The sequence below is a fragment of the Actinomycetospora sp. NBRC 106378 genome (genome assembly GCF_030269685.1).
GTDB lineage: Bacteria > Actinomycetota > Actinomycetes > Mycobacteriales > Pseudonocardiaceae > Actinomycetospora.
This window is the reverse complement of record NZ_BSTT01000006.1, coordinates 204,171-221,789: the sequence shown is the minus strand read 5'-3', so window position 1 is coordinate 221,789 and position 17,619 is coordinate 204,171. Positions and strand designations below refer to the sequence as shown.

13 protein-coding genes are annotated in these 17,619 nt (G+C 74.7%); 8 read left to right on the top strand and 5 right to left on the bottom strand.

Features of this window, described 5'->3' with window-relative positions:
- Nucleotides 1-25: 25 nt before the first annotated feature.
- From QSK00_RS16140 to QSK00_RS16120, 5 genes are read right to left on the bottom strand one after another with little or no spacing between them, the layout of a single operon-like run.
- Nucleotides 26-472, bottom strand: coding sequence for an SRPBCC family protein (locus QSK00_RS16140; RefSeq protein WP_285592146.1), 447 nt, complete (start codon nucleotides 470-472; stop codon nucleotides 26-28).
- Between the two features lie 43 nt (nucleotides 473-515).
- Complete coding sequence (locus QSK00_RS16135) at nucleotides 516-1,766, bottom strand: acyl-CoA dehydrogenase family protein (protein WP_285592145.1); 1,251 nt, start codon at nucleotides 1,764-1,766, stop codon at nucleotides 516-518.
- Nucleotides 1,763-2,689, bottom strand: coding sequence for a 3-hydroxyacyl-CoA dehydrogenase NAD-binding domain-containing protein (locus QSK00_RS16130; protein ID WP_285592144.1), 927 nt, complete (start codon nucleotides 2,687-2,689; stop codon nucleotides 1,763-1,765). The genes QSK00_RS16135 and QSK00_RS16130 overlap by 4 nt, the downstream gene beginning before the upstream one ends.
- Nucleotides 2,686-3,438 carry an acetoacetate decarboxylase gene (locus QSK00_RS16125; protein WP_285592142.1) on the bottom strand — a complete coding sequence of 251 codons (753 nt, stop codon included), beginning with the start codon at nucleotides 3,436-3,438 and terminating at the stop codon, nucleotides 2,686-2,688. The genes QSK00_RS16130 and QSK00_RS16125 overlap by 4 nt, the downstream gene beginning before the upstream one ends.
- Nucleotides 3,435-4,610, bottom strand: a complete 1,176-nt coding sequence (locus QSK00_RS16120; RefSeq protein ID WP_285592141.1) for a CaiB/BaiF CoA transferase family protein — start codon at nucleotides 4,608-4,610, stop codon at nucleotides 3,435-3,437. The genes QSK00_RS16125 and QSK00_RS16120 overlap by 4 nt, the downstream gene beginning before the upstream one ends.
- Before the next feature lie 57 nt (nucleotides 4,611-4,667).
- Between QSK00_RS16120 and QSK00_RS16115 the strand changes: the two genes are divergently transcribed.
- The 8 genes from QSK00_RS16115 (at nucleotide 4,668) to QSK00_RS16080 (ending at nucleotide 17,548) form a co-directional block, all read left to right on the top strand.
- Nucleotides 4,668-5,378: an IclR family transcriptional regulator gene (locus QSK00_RS16115; protein ID WP_285592140.1), complete on the top strand. Its 711-nt coding sequence runs from the start codon at nucleotides 4,668-4,670 to the stop codon at nucleotides 5,376-5,378.
- Between the two features lie 30 nt (nucleotides 5,379-5,408).
- On the top strand, nucleotides 5,409-9,128 hold the full coding sequence (smc, locus tag QSK00_RS16110; RefSeq protein ID WP_285592139.1) for a chromosome segregation protein SMC: 3,720 nt from the start codon (nucleotides 5,409-5,411) through the stop codon (nucleotides 9,126-9,128).
- Nucleotides 9,129-9,286: 158 nt separating this feature from the next.
- Entirely contained in the window at nucleotides 9,287-9,766 is a 480-nt protein-coding gene (locus QSK00_RS16105) for a hypothetical protein (RefSeq protein WP_285592138.1), read from the top strand.
- Nucleotides 9,767-9,870: 104 nt separating this feature from the next.
- Nucleotides 9,871-11,622 carry a signal recognition particle-docking protein FtsY gene (gene ftsY, locus QSK00_RS16100; RefSeq protein ID WP_285592137.1) on the top strand — a complete coding sequence of 584 codons (1,752 nt, stop codon included), beginning with the start codon at nucleotides 9,871-9,873 and terminating at the stop codon, nucleotides 11,620-11,622.
- Between the two features lie 335 nt (nucleotides 11,623-11,957).
- Nucleotides 11,958-13,319, top strand: a complete 1,362-nt coding sequence (locus tag QSK00_RS16095) for an ammonium transporter (RefSeq protein WP_285592136.1) — start codon at nucleotides 11,958-11,960, stop codon at nucleotides 13,317-13,319.
- A complete protein-coding gene (locus QSK00_RS16090) occupies nucleotides 13,316-13,654 on the top strand; it encodes a P-II family nitrogen regulator (RefSeq protein WP_179794233.1) in 339 nt (112 codons plus the stop codon). The genes QSK00_RS16095 and QSK00_RS16090 overlap by 4 nt, the downstream gene beginning before the upstream one ends.
- A gap of 135 nt (nucleotides 13,655-13,789) precedes the next feature.
- Nucleotides 13,790-16,303 carry a [protein-PII] uridylyltransferase gene (locus QSK00_RS16085; protein ID WP_285592135.1) on the top strand — a complete coding sequence of 838 codons (2,514 nt, stop codon included), beginning with the start codon at nucleotides 13,790-13,792 and terminating at the stop codon, nucleotides 16,301-16,303.
- 69 nt (nucleotides 16,304-16,372) lie between these two features.
- Nucleotides 16,373-17,548 (top strand): macrolide family glycosyltransferase, encoded by a 1,176-nt coding sequence (locus QSK00_RS16080; protein WP_285592134.1) that lies wholly within the window; start codon nucleotides 16,373-16,375, stop codon nucleotides 17,546-17,548.
- Nucleotides 17,549-17,619 lie beyond the last annotated feature (71 nt).

Below are 17,619 nucleotides of genomic sequence, written 5' to 3'. Positions count from 1 at the left end.
CGAGCGCGAGCCGGCGTCGGGTGGTCTAACGGACGGGGCCGGACTCCATGAGCTGCTTGAACTCCTGGAGGGCCTTCTCGATCTTCTTCTGCGGGTCGGCGAAGAGCTTCGCGCCCAGGTCACCCAGGGCACCCGCGGGCGTCTCGACGTGCAGGCTCACTTCGACGCCGGTCTTGCCGCCGTGGTCGTCGAAGCGGACCGCGCCGCCGGTCTCGACGTGGTTGTTGCTCTCCTCGAGCGACTTCCACGCGATCTTGCGGTCGGTCTCCTCGTCGACGATCTTCGCGTCCCACTCGATCTTCTTGCCGAGCGGGCCGTCGACCACCCAGTGGGTCACGTCGGCGCTGCCGTCCTTCGGCTCGACCGACTCGACGTCGTCGAGGATCTGGGGCAGGTGCGTGAGCGGCCGCCACCAGCGGTAGCACTCGGCGGCCGGTGCGTTGACCTCGAGATAGTGCGTTGCGGTTGCCATGCGCGGTGATGTCCGCTCCGCAGGCTGCCGCAAACGGCCGAGTTCACCGCCGCGGGGCGTGCCCCACGAACGCGCCGATACCGGTGATCGAGCGCCCCACCACCAGGGTGTTGATCTCCTTCGTGCCCTCGTAGGAGTAGAGCGCCTCGGCGTCGTTGAAGAAGCGCGTCACCTTGTTCTCCAGCAGCACGCCGTTGCCGCCCAGGACCTCGCGGGCGCGCGCCACCGCCTCCCGCAGGGCGACCGTGCACTCGCGCTTGGCCAGCGCCGCCTGGTCGTCGCGGAAGTGGTCGGCGTCCTGCAGCTGCGCCACCCGCACCGCGAGGGCGAGCGAGGTCGACAGGCGACCGAGGATCGTCACGAGGTGGTCCTGGATGAGCTGGAACCCCGCGATCGGCTGCCCGAACTGGACCCGCTCGAGGGCGTAGTCCCGCGCGAGCTCGTAGACGCCCATCATCACGCCCACGGCGTTCCAGGCGACCCCGCCGCGGGTGACGCGCAGGACCCGGTTCGTGTCCTTGAACGAGTTCGCGTGCGCCAGCCGGTTCGCCTCGGGGACGCGGGCGCCCTCGAAGGTGAGGTCGGCGTTCTGGACGGTGCGCAGGGCGAGCTTGCCCTCCATCTTCGTCGCGGTGAAGCCGGGCGTGCCCTGCTCGACGACGAAGCCCTTCACCTCGCCGTCGTCGGTGTCACGCGCCCACACGACCACCAGGTCGGCGAAGGTGCCGTTGCCGATCCAGCGCTTGGCCCCGTCGAGGACCCACTCGTCACCCTCCCGTCGTGCCGTCGTCTCGAGCCCGCCCGCGACGTCCGACCCGCCGTGCGGCTCGGAGAGGGCGAAGGCGCCGATCTTCTCCATCCGGCGCATCGCCGGCAGCCAGCGCTCCTTCTGCTCCTCGGACCCGCACAGGTCGATCGAGGACAGGGCGAGCCCGCCGTGCACCCCGAAGAAGGTGGCCATCGACGGGTCGATGCGCGAGAGCTCCATGCTGACCATCGAGGTCAGCAGCCGGGAGTGCGCCGGGCGGTCGGGCCAGTCGCGGGCCAACCCGACGACGTCGAGCTCGGCGAAGCCGGGCAGCAGGTCGAACGGGAACTCCGTGCTGGCCCACTGCCGGTCGGCGATCGGGGCGATGCGCTCCTCGGCGAAGCGTCGGACCCGGGCGAGGATCGCCTGGTCCTCGGAGCTCAGCAGGTCGGCGTAGCCGTAGAAGTCGCCGGGGAGCGGGGGCAGCACGCTCTCGTCGCTCGCCGGGGTCGGCGCGCCGGTGGTGATGTCGGTGGTGGTGCTCATCGGGACTCCTCGGTTCCTTCGGGGCCGCGTGCGCGGAGCACCGCGACCTGGGCCCGGTCACTGGTGCCGGTCAGCCGGTCGTAGTCGGTGCCGTAGGCGGCCTCGGTGCCCGCGACCAGTGCCTCGACCGTCTCGTCGTCGAGCGTGGGGTTCCCCAGATCGGCCCACCGCCTGCTCATGCCCGGCCCGAGGTGGGTGAGCATGTGGCGCAGGCCGCCGGGCCCGCCGCCGAGGTGGAACGACAGGAACGGCCCGCCGGTCGCCCAGCGCGGGCCGAGGGAGCCGGTCACGACGCGGTCCAGCTCCTCTGGCGACACCACCCCGCGGCGCACGAGGCTCACGGCCTCGCGGAACAGCGCCGACTGCAGGCGGTTCGCGACGAAGCCCGACACCTCCCGGTGCTCCACCACCGGATCCCGGCCGACGGCCCGCAGGAACGCCGCGGCCCGCTCGACGGTCTCCGGGGCGGTCCGCTCCCCGGCGACCAGCTCCACGAGCGGCAGCAGGTGCGGCGGGTTGAACGGGTGCGCGACGACGAGCCGCGCGGCGACGTCCGCGTCGAGCCCGGCCGCGATGTCGCTCGCGACGATCCCCGACGTCGACGTCAGCAGGAGGGCGTCCGCGGGAGCCGCCGCACCCGCCGTCGTGAAGATGTCCTGCTTGACGGCGAGGCGCTCCGGCCCCTGCTCCTGGACGATCTCCGCGTTCCCGACGGCGGCCGCGAGGTCCGGTTCGGTGCGGACGCGGTCGAGCAGCTCGCCCGCGTCCGCCCCGAGGGCGGGCGCGAACCGGCGGACGCCCTCGCGGACGGCCTCGTCGAGGTCCTCGCGGGGGTCGGTCACGGTGACCTCGTGGCCGTGCGCGGCGTGCAGCACGGTCCAGCTGACGCCGATCGTGCCGGCGCCGATCTCGGTGATCCTCATGCGTGCTCCAGGTAGTCGGTGCCCAGGTAGTCGTGCACCGTCGTGAAGGGCGCCAGCGTGAGGTCGGTCAGCACGTGCGAGGCCGACACGACCTCGAGCACGGGCAGGTCGGCCAGCGGCGCCATGACGTGCGCGTGCAGCTCGAGGCGGGCGGGGCCCTCCCAGGCGTCCTTGACGGTGAGGTCGGTGATCCGGGTGCGCTGCAGGACCGCGGACGTGGGGCCGCCGCGACCGGGGGCGAGCTTGACGGCGAAGGTCGGGACGCCGACCTGCGCACGCGCCTCGTCGGGGTCCAGCGGGGCGTGCTTGTAGGCCATGGTGGCCGTGGCGACCGGCAGCGACCCGACGTGCAGCTGCCCGACGAGCGCGCCCTGCTCGACCCACAGCCGCGGCGACCCGAACGCCTTCGGGTAGGCACTCTGCTCGCGGCCCGCGAAGGTGGCCGGGGCGTTGTCGAGGTACATGGCGTGCAGGTACTCGCCCTGCTCGCCGTCGAACGCGCAGGTCAGCGCCTGCCCGCACTCGGTGTAGGGGCCGAAGCCGTCGACGTCGCCCATCCGCATCACCTCGAAGCGCACCAGCGGCTCGACCACGGTGAGGGGCTCGGGGAGCGCGGCCCGGAACGCGTCGGGGTCGGTGCGGTAGACGACGTTGAGGTACTCGCGGTCGGTGAACCGGTGCGACCCCGGCGGGAAGGCGGGCGCGGTCAGCGGCGTCGTGCCCGCGCGCAGGATCTGCTCGGTGTTCACGCGGTCATCGCCTCGATCTGCTCCTCGGTGCGGCCCAGCTCGCGCAGGACGTCGGCGGTGTCGGCGCCCTGCCGCGGGGTGGGGGTGCGCAGGCCGGCGGGGGTCTCCGAGAACCGGACCGGGAACCCGATCGACCGGTACGGGCCCTCGGTGGGGTGCTCCTCCTCGGTGAGCAGCCCGCCGTCGACGACGTAGGGGTCCTCGTGGGCGGTCTCGAGGTCGAGCACCGGCGCGAACGGGATCGAGTGCTGCGCGCAGAGCGCCGCCCAGTCGGCGGTGGTGCGGGTCGGCGCGATCGCGGCGATCTCGCCGTAGAGCTCCTCCTGGTGACGGGAGAGCTGCGTGCGGTCGACGAAGCGCTCGTCGGTGGCGAGGTCGTCGCGGCCCGCGGCGGCGAAGAAGTCGGCGATGTTCCGCGGGCTGTAGGGCAGGATGCACGCCCACCCGTCCTGCGTCGCGACCGCCGCGTGGCCGGCCGCGAGGGACCGGTTGAAGCCGGTCGACCCGGCGTCGGGAAGGAAGGTGTGGCCGGAGAGGTGCTCGACGAGGGTGAAGGCGAGCATCGTGTCGGCCATCGGGACCTCGACCTCCTGGCCCTGCCCGGTGGCGCGCTGGTGGACCAGCGCGGCGAGCACCGAGTAGGCGATGGTGAGCGCGCAGACCTTGTCCGCCAGCACCGTCGGCACGTAGCTCGGGGTGCCCGTGGCCCGGCGGACGATGTCGGTCATGCCCGACGCGGCCTGGACGATCTCGTCGTAGGCGGCCCGGTCGGCGAGCTCCGAGTCGGCGCGGAAGCCCTGCGCGCGGCAGGTGATGAGGCGCGGGTTGATCTCCGCCAACTCGGCGTGCGAGATCCCGAGGCGGTCGAGCGCGCCGGGCCGCATGTTGGTGATGAGGATGTCGGCGCCGGCGACGAGATCGCGGAACGCCGCCTTCCCGTCCGCGGACTTGAGGTCCAGCGTGACCGAGCGCTTGTTCCGGTTGACGTTGAGGGCGAGGTGGCCCATCCCGGGGTTCCGGGCGGGCGGGGCGAGGCGGGCGCTGTCGCCGCCCGGGGCCTCGACCTTGATGACGTCGGCCCCGAGGTCACCCAGGATCTGGGCCGCGTAGGGACCCATCACCACGGTCGCGAGGTCGATGACCCGGACTCCGTCGAGCGCTGTGATCGTCATGGCTCCGACGTTAGGCGGGCTAACCAATCCTCCGCAATGTGAGATACGGTTACGCATATGGGTAACAAGCACCACCGGACCGTCGACCGGGTGGCCGAGCTGCTCGAGGCGGCCGTCGCCCGGCCCGGCGCCTCGCTGACGGAGCTGGCCCGGGCGGTCGACGCCCCGGTGTCGTCGGTGCAGAAGCTCGTCGACGGGCTCGTCGCCGTCGGCTACCTCGACGAGGACCGCCGCCGCTACACGCTCGGGCCGGCGCCCTCGGTGCTCTCCGTGCGGGCGGGGCGGCCCGCGGTGCCGGTGCGGCACGCCACGCTGGTGGACGTGTCCGAACGGCTCGGGCTGCCGGTGCAGCTCGCGGTGCGGGTGGGCGACGACGCCGTCTGGGTCGACTGGGCGGGTGCCGACGAGGCGTTCGACTACGCGCTGTCCTCGCAGATCCGGCGGCCGCTCGTGGACACCGCGGCGGGGCGCGTGCTGGTGGCCCACCTGTCCGGCGCGGCCCGCCGGACGGTGGTGCGGGCGGCCCGGCCGGACGATCCGGCCGCGGGGGTGGCCCTGCTGGCCGACCTCGAGCGGATCCGGGAGACGGGGTGCGAGACCGGGGACAGCGGACGGCTCGTGCCCGGCGCGGTGGCCGTGGCGGTACCGGTGTGGTCCGAGGGGCGGGTGGTGGCCGCGGTGTCGGCGATCGACCGGTCCGGGGCGCTCGGCGACGGCGCGGAGGGGGCGGCGGCGGTGCTGCGGGAGGCTGTCGGAGGGGTCGCGTAGCTTGCCGGGCAGGTCGGAACGGGGGTCGGCGTGCATCTGAAGAGCCTGACGCTGAAGGGCTTCAAGTCCTTCGCGTCGTCGACCACCCTGCGCTTCGAACCCGGCATCACGTGCGTGGTGGGCCCGAACGGGTCCGGCAAGTCCAACGTCGTCGACGCCATCAGCTGGGTGCTCGGCGAGCAGGGCGCGAAGGCGCTGCGCGGCGGGAAGATGGAGGACGTCATCTTCGCCGGCACCACGGGCCGTGCCCCGCTGGGCCGCGCCGAGGTGACGCTGACGATCGACAACAGCGACGGCGCGCTGCCGATCGAGTACACCGAGGTGTCGATCACCCGGCGGGTCTTCCGGTCCGGCGCGGGTGAGTACGAGATCAACGGGAGCTCCTGCCGGCTGCTCGACGTCCAGGAGCTGCTGAGCGACTCCGGCATCGGCCGCGAACTGCACGTGCTGGTCGGCCAGGGGCAGCTCGACGCGATCCTGCAGTCGCGCCCCGAGGAGCGCCGGGCGTTCATCGAGGAGGCCGCGGGCGTCCTCAAGCACCGCAAGCGCAAGGAGAAGGCGCTCCGCAAGCTCGAGGCGATGGAGTCCAACCTCGCCCGGCTCGGCGACCTCACCACCGAGCTGCGCCGCCAGCTCAAGCCCCTGGGCCGGCAGGCCGAGATCGCGCGGCGGGCGCAGACCATCCAGGCCGACCTGCGCGACGCGCGGCTGCGGCTCGCCGCGGACGACCTCGTGACCCTGCGGGGCACCATCGCGCGCGACGCGGCCGACGAGGACGAGGCCCGGCGGCGTCGTGACGAGACCGAGCGGGCGCTCGCGATCGAGTCGGCGGCGATGGAGGAGCTGGAGGCCGCGCTCGAGGTCGACGCGCCGGCCTACGAGTCGGCCCGCGAGGCGCACCACCGGCTGTCGTCGCTCGCCGAGCGCCTGCGCGGCACGGTCGCGCTCGCCGCCGAGCGGCACCGGCACCTCACGACGGTGGAGGAGGCCGCCTCCGGCCCCGACCCCGAGGAGCTCGAGCGCCAGGCGGCGACGGCCGCCGAGAACGAGGCCACGCTCGCCGAGGAGGTCGCCCTCGCGCGGGAGACCCTCGAGGACGCGGCCGCCCGCCGGGAGGACGCCGAGGAGACGCTCGAGGCCGCCGACCGACGCGTCGCCGCGGCCGCCCGGGCGGCCGCCGACCGCCGGGAGGGCCTGGCGCGGCTCGCAGGGCAGGTCGAGACCCAGCGCGGCCGGGTCGCGGCAGCGGTCGAGGAGCTCGAGACGCTGGCCGCCTCGATCGCCGAGACCACGGCGCGGGCGGCGGCCGCGCGGGCCGAGCTCGCCGAGGAGGAGGCCGCGTCGGGCGAGGTCGACGACGCGGATCCGGGCTCGGCGGACGTCGTGCTGGAGGTCCCGGGGGACGCGCCCGACCCCGAGGCGGCCTTCGACGCCGCGACCGAGCGCCACGAGCAGGTGCGGGCGGAGGTCGACCGGGCAGGGGCCGCCCACCGCGACGCGGAGCGGGACCGCGCGCACTGGAAGGCGCGGGTCGAGGCGCTCGAGCTGACACTCACCCGCCGCGACGGCGCGGGCGAGCTGCTCGCGGGCGGGCGCGACGGGGTGCTCGGGTCGGTCGCGGCGTTGCTGCGGGTCGGGCCGGGCGACGAGACGGCGGTGACCGCGGCGCTCGGGCCGGTGGCCGACGCGGTGGTGGTCACCGGGGTCGACGCCGCCGCCGACGCGCTCGCCCACCTGCACGCCAGCGACGCGGGCCGGGCGGGTCTGCTGGTCGCGGGGCCGTCCGCGGCCGTGCCGTCGGGTCCGGCGCCGGACGGGGCCGTCTGGGCGGCCGACCTGGTCCGGGCCCCGGACGCCGTCGCGGGGGCGGTCGCGCGGCTGCTCGCCGGGGTGGTCGTGGTGGACGACCTGCCGGCAGCGCGGGCGCTGGTGTCGGCGCACCCGGAGCTGACCGCTGCCACCCGGGACGGGGACGTCCTCGGTGGCGGCTGGGCCGTCGGCGGGCCCTCGGGCAACCGGTCGATCCTGGAGATGCAGTCGGCGGCCGACGAGGCGGGGGACCGCCGCGCCGACGCCGAGCGCGCCGAGAAGGCCGCCGCGGCCGCGCTCGACGCGGCCCGCCAGGCCGAGGCGGCCGCCCGCGCGGAGGTCGGGGTGGCCCGGCAGGTGCGCGACGACGCCCGCCGCGCCGACACCGAGCGCCGGAAGGCCGCCGACGCCCGCCGGGCGCAGGACGAGGCCCGTCGCGCCCGGCAGGCCCGCCGCCTGGGCGGGCTGGCCGAGACGGTGCGCGGCGCCGAGGCCGAACTCGCCCGGCTCACCGAGCGCCGGGCGACGGTGGAGGAGTCCCGCGAGGACCGGCGCGCCGAGCTGGACGACCTCACCGAGCGCCTCGAGATGGCGACCGACCAGGCCGACTCCGACGCGTCCGACGACACCGACGGCGCCGACGTCGGGGCCCGCGACGCGGCGGCGACCGCCCTGAACGCCGCCCGGGCCGCGGAGGTGGAGGGCCGACTCGCCCTGCGCACCGCCGAGGAGCGGGCGCGGGCGGTCACCGGGCGGGCGGAGGCGTTGCGCCACCGGGCCCGGGCCGAGCGCGAGCAGCGGGAGCGCGCCGCGACCCGTCGTCGGGAACGGGAGCGGCAGGCGGCGCTGCTCACCGAGATCCTGGAGCACGGCCGGGCGGGCCTCGACCGGATCGCCGGGTCCGTGGCGGCCGCCGCCGAGGCGCGGGACCGGCTGGCCACGACGCGTCAGGCGCGGGCGGCCGAGCTCGACGGGGTGCGCGAGCGGGCGCGGAGCCTGCAGCAGACGCTGGAGCGGCTCACCGACGCGGTGCACCGCGACGAGGTGCTGCGCGCCGAGCAGCGCACCCGGCTCGCGCAGCTCGAGGAGTCGATCGTCGAGCGGTTCGGGATCGGGCTCGAGGACCTGGTGCGCGAGTACGGGCCGGAGGTCGGCATCCCGGCGAGCGAGGCGGAGATCGCCGAGGTCACGGCCGCCCGGGAGCGCGGCGAGCAGGTCTCGATGCCGCCGCCCCTGCGCTACGACCGGGCCGAGCAGCAGCGACGCGCCGCGCGGGCGGAGAAGGAACTCGGCACGCTGGGCAAGGTCAACCCGCTCGCGCTCGAGGAGTACGCGGCCCTCGAGGAGCGCTACCGGTTCCTCTCCACCCAGCTCGAGGACGTGAAGGCGTCCAAGCGGGACCTGCTCTCGGTGGTGGCCGACGTCGACCAGCGCATCCTCGACGTGTTCGCGGAGGCGTTCGCCGACGTCGCCCGGGAGTTCGAGGTGGTGTTCCCGGTCCTCTTCCCGGGCGGCGACGGGCGGCTCGTGCTCACCGACCCCGACGACCTGCTGACCACCGGCGTGGAGGTCGAGGCCCGGCCGCCCGGCAAGAAGGTCAAGCGGCTCTCGCTGCTCTCGGGCGGGGAGAAGTCGCTGACCGCGGTCGCGATGCTCGTCGCGATCTTCCGGGCGCGGCCCTCGCCGTTCTACGTGATGGACGAGGTCGAGGCGGCGCTCGACGACGCGAACCTGCGCCGGCTGATCTCCCTGCTCGACGATCTGCGCCGCACCTCGCAGCTGGTCATCATCACCCACCAGAAGCCCACGATGGAGATCGCCGACGCGTTGTACGGCGTGAGCATGCGCGGTGACGGCATCACCGCGGTGGTCTCCCAGCGGCTCCGCGGGTCCGATGCGCCCGGTCCACTCGCCCGAGCGGACCCCTCGCCCGTGTCGTGACGCTGTGTCGCGCTATGATAGCGGTGCGTGATCAACACGTCACGCGTCCGTGACCGAGGAACGACGCGCACGGGGAATGCCGCCAGGCGTTGACCAGGCTTACCGTCGACCTCGTCGGGTGAGGGAGCGGTGGCTCCTCCGGGGGAGGGTGGGTCGGGATGACGGTGCTCCAGCCCAAGCGGCACGCGCAGCCGGTGCAGTCCCAGCGCAGCACGGCCGCCCGCCGGTCCTGGCGGATGTCCTCCGCCCCGCAGCCCGCCGTCGGGCACCTCGTCGTCGACGCCTCGCACAGCGCCCTCACGCCGTTCCTCGCGACGTATCCGGTGACGGTCCTCGTGGACGACCTCCCGGTGAGCATCCGCTGGGGACGCACCGACATCGCCCTGCCGCCGGGCCGCCACCGCGTGGAGATCGCGGTCGACCGCGGCGACGGATGGGGCCGCGTGGTCGAGGCGGTCCCGGTCGCCGCGGGTCACACCGTCGACGTCTTCTACCGCGCGCCGGTCCTCCCGGGCGCGGGGGCGCTCGGTCCCGTGCCGCAGTCGACACGGGGGGTGGTCGCGCTCCTCGCGGGGCTCGTGCTCCTGCTCGCGCTGCTCGGTGTGGGCGTCTGGTCGCTGCTCGCCCTGGTGGGCTGAGCGCTCCCCGGACGTCAGCGGTGGCACACGGCTGACGTCCGACGTCAGCAGCGCCCCACGGTCGCTCGCGCCCGTGCCACGGTGCGGCTGACAGGATGGGGGTCGTGAGTTCGCCGCTGACCTCCCTCGACACCTCGACCCGGGACCTGCTCGCGCAGGCTCCCGCCGCCGGGCTCTCGCCGGGCGTGCTGACCGGGATCATCGTCGCGGTCGTCGTCGTGGTGCTCCTGCTGGTGCTGATCGTCGGCCTGGTGCTGGCGCGTCGGCGCCGCATCTCGCTGCGCGACCAGGTCGAGGAGCAGGCCGAGCCGCCGAAGCCGACGAAGGGCAGCTACGCCGCGGGGGGTGGCTTCTCGTTCTCCGCGGGTGGCGGGGCCGCGACGAAGGACCGGCCCGAGGTCGGCCCGACCCCGCCCACCGTCGAGACCCCCTCCGCCGAGCCCGCACCGGGCGAGCCGGCCGGCACCCAGGCGCCGCCCTCGCGCCCGTCCCGGCCGGTTCCGCCGCCGCCCGAGCGCTCGACCCAGGCCCCGCCCGCGATCCCGGACCCGACGGAGATCACCCCGGCGGTGCCCGACCGCACGACGGAGATCCCGGCGGAGCGGACCACCGAGATCGCCCCGGTCGAGCCGGAGCGGACCACGGAGATCACCCCGACCGGGGCGACGGCGGCTCCGCCGGAGGCGCCGGACCGGACGACGGAGATCGCTCCGGTCGAGCCGGAGCGGACCACGGAGATCACGCCGACCCGGGCGACGCCGGAGGCGCCGGAGCGCACGACCGAGATCCCGCCCGCCGCCACGACGCCTGCGCCACCCGCGGCCCCGGCGTCCCCACCCGCGACCCCGACCCCGACCCCGACCCCGACCCCGACCGCCCCGCCCGCGGCGCCGGTCGCCGAGCCGGACGCCGCCCCGGCCCCGAGCGAGCCGATCGCCTCGCCCGAGGGACGGCTCGAGCGGCTGCGCGGCCGCCTCGGGCGCAGCCGGTCCACGCTCGGCACCGGTCTGCTCGGCCTGCTGGGGGCCGGCGACCTCGACGAGGAGTCCTGGGAGGAGGTCGAGGACCAGCTGCTCATGGCGGACCTGGGCTCGGCGACCACCCAGGAGGTCGTCGGCAAGCTGCGCGAGCGCATCGCGTCGCGGGGCGTGCGCACGTCCGAGGAGGTCCGGGACCTGCTCCACGAGGTGCTCGTCGAGACCCTCGGCACCGACCTGGAGCGGTCGGTGCGCGCCCTCGCCCACGACGGCCGGCCCGCCGTGGTGCTCGTCGTCGGGGTCAACGGCACCGGCAAGACCACCACCACCGGCAAGCTCGCCCGGGTGCTCGTCGGTGGCGGTCACGAGATCGTGCTCGGCGCCGCCGACACCTTCCGGGCCGCGGCCGCCGAGCAGCTGCAGACCTGGGGGGAGCGGGCCGGTGCCCGCGTCGTGCGCGGGGCCGAGGGCGCGGACCCGGCGAGCGTCGCGTTCGACGCCGTCCGGAGGGGCACCGACGCCGGGGCCGACGCCGTGCTGCTCGACACCGCCGGCCGCCTGCACACCAAGACCGGCCTCATGGACGAGCTCGGCAAGGTCAAGCGCGTGGTCGAACGCCAGGCGGAGGTCGACGAGGTGCTGCTCGTCCTCGACGCGACCACCGGTCAGAACGGGCTGACCCAGGCGCGTGTGTTCCGCGAGGTCGTCGACGTCACGGGCGTGGTGCTCACCAAGCTCGACGGCACCGCCAAGGGCGGCATCGTCTTCCAGGTGCAGCGCGAGCTCGGCGTCCCGGTCAAGCTCGTCGGGCTCGGCGAGGGCCCGGACGACCTCGCCCCCTTCGAGCCCCACGCCTTCGTGGACGCCCTGCTGCGCTGAGGTCCCGGCCCCGCGGGTGGTGTCCGAGGCGGTCGGGCCTGCCCGGTGTGCCTCTCGCGGGGGGTCCGCCCCCGTAAGAAGAGTGTTGGCAGCGGCGGCCGATCGAGTGACACGAAGCGTCACGAATGAGCCGAAGATGTTGCACACCGTCACCGGCGATGCGCGACTCGTCTCCCTGTCATCCAGGATGTCCGTTTCGGCAACGTGATGGTCACACGCGTCGGCCGCCTGTTAACTGCTGAGAAACACCAGGGCACGTCGGCGGAAACAAGCTCTCAGCATCCTTCCCTCCCAGTGACCGCGCCTGACGGCGACCGTAGGAGGGACGAAGGCTCGTGTTGAATGCCGGAAGTACCGCATGGGTACTCGCCAGCGCCGCGCTGGTGATGCTCATGACGCCAGGGCTCGCGTTCTTCTACGGCGGCATGGTCCGCTCGAAGAGCGTTCTGAACATGCTCATGATGAACTTCATGTGCCTTGCGATCGTGGGGGTGCTGTGGTGCCTCTACGGGTTCTCGCTGGCCTTCGGTAACGACGCGTTCGGCGGCCTGATCGGCGGCGGCGCCTACCTCGGGCTGGGCAACGCCTTCCCCGACGGCAGCCAGTACATCACCGGGACGAGCTCCGGCGACGGCATCCCGATCTACGCCTTCGCCATGTTCCAGCTGATGTTCGCCATCATCACGCCCGCCCTGATCTCGGGCGCCGTGCCGGAGCGCATCAAGTTCTGGTCGTGGGGCCTGTTCGTCGTCCTGTGGTCGACGATCGTCTACTTCCCGGTCGCCCACTGGGTGTTCGCCTTCGACGGCTACACCGGTGAGACCGGTGGCTGGATCGCGAACCAGCTCAAGGCGCTCGACTTCGCCGGTGGTACCGCGGTCCACATCAACGCCGGTGCCGCGGGCCTCGCCCTCGCGCTCGTCCTCGGCAAGCGTCGGGGCTGGCCGCGCGACCCGGGCCGCCCGCACTCGCTGCCCTTCGTGCTCCTCGGCGCGAGCCTCCTGTGGTTCGGCTGGTACGGCTTCAACGCCGGGTCGGCCCTGGGCGCGAACTCCAACGCCGCGATCGCCTTCACGACGACGACCCTCGCCACCTGCGCGGCGACGATCGGCTGGCTGGTCGTCGAGCAGTTCCGGGACGGCAAGCCGACCACGCTCGGTGCCGCCTCCGGCGCCGTCGCCGGCCTGGTCGCGATCACCCCGGCCTGTGCCTTCGTCAACCCGCTCGGCGGCCTCGCGGTCGGCTTCATCGCCGGCGCCGTGTGCGCGCTCTGCGTGTCGATCAAGTTCAAGCTGGGCTTCGACGACTCGCTCGACGTCGTCGCCGTCCACCTGATCGGCGGGCTCATCGGCACGATCCTGATCGGGTTCTTCGGCACGAACTCGCTGAACACCGCGGGGGCCAACGGCCTCTTCTACGGCGGCGGGTTCGACCAGCTCTGGCGTCAGCTCGTGGCCGCGGTCGCGGTGCTGCTGTACTCGTTCATCCTCACGAGCATCATCGCGCTCCTCATCAAGTCCACGGTCGGGTTCCGCGTCAGCGACGAGGAGGAGGCCGCGGGCATCGACGAATCGCAGCACGCCGAGTCCGGGTATGACTACTCGGGCCTGAGCGGCGGTGGCAACCACTCGCTGCTGGGTGCTGGTGCGACCGGGTCCGCGACCCCCGCGACCCCGAGGGAGGGTGCTCCGCGATGAAGATGGTGACGGCGATCATCAAGCCGTTCGTGCTGGAGGACGTGAAGGGCGCGCTCGAGCAGCTCGGCGTCCTCGGGATGACCGTGAGCGAGGTCCAGGGCTACGGCCGGCAGAAGGGCCACACCGAGGTCTACCGCGGGGCGGAGTACTCGGTGGACTTCGTGCCCAAGGTGCGGATCGAGGTCGTCACCGACGACTCGACCGCGGAGAAGGTGCTCGACGCGATCGCCGAGACCGCCCGCACCGGCAAGATCGGTGACGGGAAGGTCTGGGTGACCCCGATCGAGACCGTGGTGCGCGTGCGCACCGGTGAGCGCGGGGCCGACGCCCTCTAGCTCGCACGTCGACGCCTCCGGCACCGGACCCGTCGTCGGGAACCTCCCGACGAGGGGCCCGGTGTCGTCGCGTCGACTCCCGGAAGTCACCGTGCGCACGCCCGACGGGCTGGTGCACCACCGGAGAGGACGGGCATGGTCTCAGTCGGGACGGGGCGCGCCGGCGACGAGGCCGGGGACGAGGGCGCCTCCCCCTCCCTGGCGGTCTCGGGGGAGTCGGACGAGGGCGCGGCCGTCGACCTGGTCCGGGCCCGCACCGCGCTGCTCTCGCCGCCGCCGGGCGCCCGCCGGCTCGGACCGGCCGCCCTGCGCGAGGCGCTCGTCGAACTGCACGACTTCTGGCTCGCGACCCGGGCCGCCGCCGTCGGGGTCGGCCCCGGCACGGGCACGGCGCTGGTGGCGGTCGGGGCGCTCGGGCGCCGCGAGCTCGCCCCCTGGTCGGACCTCGACCTGGTCCTCGTCCACGACGGGACCGGACGCAGCCGGGGTCGGACCCCCGACGAGGTGGCCCGCATCGCCGACGCCCTCTGGTACCCGCTGTGGGACGCCGGGATCGGGCTCGACCACTCGGTGCGCACCGTCGGCGAGGCGGTCGGGGTCGCCACCGAGGACCTGCGTGTCGCCCTCGGCCTGCTCGAGGTCCGCCTCATCGCGGGTGACGCCGAGCTGGCCGAGCGGCTCTCGTCCTCGGCCCGCCAGGCGTGGCGGGCCGGGATCCGCACCCGGTTCGACGACCTCGTCGAGACCACCCGCACGCGGTGGCAGCGCTCCGGCGAGGTCGCCCACCGGGTCGAGCCGGACCTCAAGAACGGTCGCGGCGGCCTGCGCGACATCCAGCTCCTCGACGCGCTGTCGGCCGCCCAGCTCGTCGACCGGCCCGCCGTCGACGTCCGCTCCGCGCGCACCCTCATGCTCGACCTGCGCACCGAGCTGCACCGCCGCGCCGGCCGCGCCCGGGACGTGCTGCAGGCCGAGGACGCCCACGAGCTCGCCGGCATCCCCGACCTCGGCGTCGCCGACCGCTACGACCTCGCCCGGTCGCTGTCCGGCGCCGCCCGGACCGTCGTCTACGCGACCGACGTCGCGCTCCGCTCCGCGAAGGCGGCCCTGCCGCGCCGCGGGCTCGCCGCCCTGCGCCGCACGCCCGCCCGCCGCGGTCTCGACGAGGGCGTCGTCGAGCAGGCCGGGGAGATCGTGCTGGCCCGCGAGGCCCAGGTCACGCGCGACCCCGCCCTGGTCCTGCGCCTCGCCGCGGTCGCCGCGCGCACCGGCCTCCCGATCGCCGCGGGCACGCTGCGGCGGCTCGCCGACGCCGCCCCCGAGCTGCGTGAGCCGTGGCCGCGCGCCGCCCGCGAGGAGCTCCTCGCGCTGCTCGCGGCGGGCGAGGGGATGGTCGACGTCATCGAGGCGCTCGACCGCACCGGACTCTGGGGTCGGCTCTTCCCCGAGTGGGGCGCGGTGCGGGACCTGCCGCCGCGCGACCGTCAGCACGTCTGGACCGTCGACCGCCACCTCGTCGAGGTCACGCGGCGCGCGTCCGAGCTGACCACCCGCGTCGCCCGCCCGGACCTGCTCCTCATCGGCGCCCTGATCCACGACATCGGCAAGGGCCGCGACGAGGACCACTCGGTCGTCGGTGCCGAACTCGCACGGCACATCGGGCGGCGGCTCGGCCTGTGGCCCGCCGACGTCGAGGTCCTCGGCCTGATGGTGCGCCACCACCTGCTGCTGCCCCACACCGCGCAGCGCCGCGACCCCGAGGACCCGGCGACGGTGCAGCGCGTCGTCGACACCCTCGGGGGCGACCCGGTCCTGCTCGAGCTGCTCCACGCCCTCGCCGAGGCGGACTCCCTCGGCACCGGACCCGGCGTCTGGACCCCGTGGCGGGCGACCCTGCTGGGCGACCTCGTGCGGCGGTGCCGACAGGTGATGGCCGGGGACGGGATGCCCGGGCCGGAGCCGCTCTCCGACGACCGTCTCGCCCTGGTCCGGGCGGTCGCCGCCTCCGGGAACCCCGAGGTCTCGGTCGAGGCCGCCGACGAGCTGACCACGGTGACCATGACGGTGGCCGCGCCGGACCGCCCGGGCCTGCTCAGCCGGGCCGCGGGCGTGCTGGCACTGCACTCGCTGCAGGTCCACGCGGCGGTCCTCGTCGAGCACGACGGCGTGGCCGTCGACAGCTTCACCGTCTCCCCGCGGTTCGGGCGCCTGCCCGAGGCGTCGCTGCTGCGCGAGGACCTCGTACGGGTGCTGACCGGATCGCTCGACCTGCCCGCGCGCCTGGCCGCGAAGGAGCGCGACTACTCGTCGTCGTCGCAGCCCGGAGGCGCTCCGCCGGCCACGCGGGTGCTGTGGTTCGACGACGAGGCGACCGGCGCGGTGGTGCTCGAACTGCGCACCGCCGACCGCATCGGGCTGCTCCACGGCGTCGCCGCGGCCCTGGAGGCCGAGGGCGTCGACGTGCGGTGGGCCCGGGTGTCGACGCTCGGCTCGTCGGTCATCGACGCGTTCTGCCTGGAGGCCTCGCCCGCGGGCGACGCGGGGGAGCACGACAGCCCCGGCACCGGCCGCGTCGTCCCGCTCGACCCGACCCGCCGCCGGTCCATCGAGGCGGCGGTCATGGCGGCGGTGGCCCCGCAGCCGGCCTGAACCGGGCTGCTCCACGACGACCGGAAAACCGGTCGAAACGGACGGTGCGATCTGGCACGGTCCGCCCCCGTGCACATCGTGATGGTCGGCGCCGGCGCCCACGGCCACATCAACCCGAACCTGCCCGTGATCGCCGAGCTGGTCGCCCGCGGGCACCGCGTGCAGTACGCCGTGCCCGCCGCGTTCGCCGCGCTGGCGGCCTCGTCGGGGGCCACGCCGCTCCCGCACACCACGGAGCTCCCGGACGGGGTCGAGCAGCCCTGGCCGGACGATCCCGTCGCCGGCATGCAGCTCTTCCTCGACGAGGGGCGGCACGTGACCCCGCAGCTGGAGGCGGCCCTGCAGCACGACCGGCCCGACGTGTTCCTCGCCGACATCGGCGGCTACGCGGCGCGGGTGCTCGGCGTGCGCTGGGGGGTGCCGTGCGTGCAGCTCTCGCCGGCGATGGTGGCCTGGGAGGGATTCGAGCAGGACACCGGGATGGCCGACCTGTACGCGAGCCCGGCGGGTCGGGAGTACCTCGCCCGGTTCGGCGCGTGGCTCGCGGCGGAGGGCGTGGAGCTGACGCCGGAGACGTTCACGGGCATCCCCGACTCCTCGATCGTGCTCATCCCGCGCCTGCTCCAGCCGCACGCCGAGAAGGTCGACCCGGGGCGCTACACCTTCGTCGGGCCGTGCCTCGACGCCCGCGCCCACCAGGGGGAGTGGGACGACGAGGTCGACGTCCTGGTCTCGCTGGGGTCGGCCTACACCGCGGATCCCGACTTCTGGCGCCGGGTCGCCGAGGCGTTCGCCGGTCGCCGGGTGGTGCTGGCGATCGGGCGCCGCCTCGACCCCGCCGACCTCGGCCCGCTGCCCGCGGGGACCACCGCGCACGCCTGGGTCCCGCAGCTCGCGGTCCTGCGCCGCACCGCGCTGTTCGTCACGCACGCCGGGATGGGTGGGTGCTCGGAGGGGCTCGCGACGGCGACGCCCATGATCGCGATCCCGCAGGCCGTCGACCAGTTCGGCAACGCGGAGATGCTCGCGGAGGCCGGGGTGGGTGTCGTCGTGGACCGGGACGCCGTCACCGTCGAGGCGCTGCGGCGAGCCGCGGCGACGCTGGACGACGAGGCCGTCCGGGCCCGGTGTGCGGCCGCGGCGGCCGAGCTCGCGGGGGCGGGCGGGGCCGGTCGGGCGGCGGACCTGGTCGAGGCCTCCGTTCCCGACGACGGGTCGCGGAGCACCGTCACACCCGGCGGTTAGGCTGGAGGTTCGTCGGGGGCCGCTCGCGTGCAACCACCGTGACGGTCCGACCAGCCAGACCCCGGGAGTAC

Excerpts from the sequence above, each read along its gene's own strand:
- QSK00_RS16120 (WP_285592141.1), bottom strand. The coding sequence starts at position 4,610 with ATGACGATCACAGCGCTCGACGGAGTCCGGGTCATCGACCTCGCGACC.
- QSK00_RS16105 (WP_285592138.1), top strand. The coding sequence starts at position 9,287 with ATGACGGTGCTCCAGCCCAAGCGGCACGCGCAGCCGGTGCAGTCCCAG.
- QSK00_RS16135 (WP_285592145.1), bottom strand. The coding sequence starts at position 1,766 with ATGAGCACCACCACCGACATCACCACCGGCGCGCCGACCCCGGCGAGC.
- QSK00_RS16130 (WP_285592144.1), bottom strand. The coding sequence starts at position 2,689 with ATGAGGATCACCGAGATCGGCGCCGGCACGATCGGCGTCAGCTGGACC.
- QSK00_RS16090 (WP_179794233.1), top strand. The coding sequence starts at position 13,316 with ATGAAGATGGTGACGGCGATCATCAAGCCGTTCGTGCTGGAGGACGTG.
- QSK00_RS16140 (WP_285592146.1), bottom strand. The coding sequence starts at position 472 with ATGGCAACCGCAACGCACTATCTCGAGGTCAACGCACCGGCCGCCGAG.
- QSK00_RS16085 (WP_285592135.1), top strand. The coding sequence starts at position 13,790 with ATGGTCTCAGTCGGGACGGGGCGCGCCGGCGACGAGGCCGGGGACGAG.
- QSK00_RS16115 (WP_285592140.1), top strand. The coding sequence starts at position 4,668 with ATGGGTAACAAGCACCACCGGACCGTCGACCGGGTGGCCGAGCTGCTC.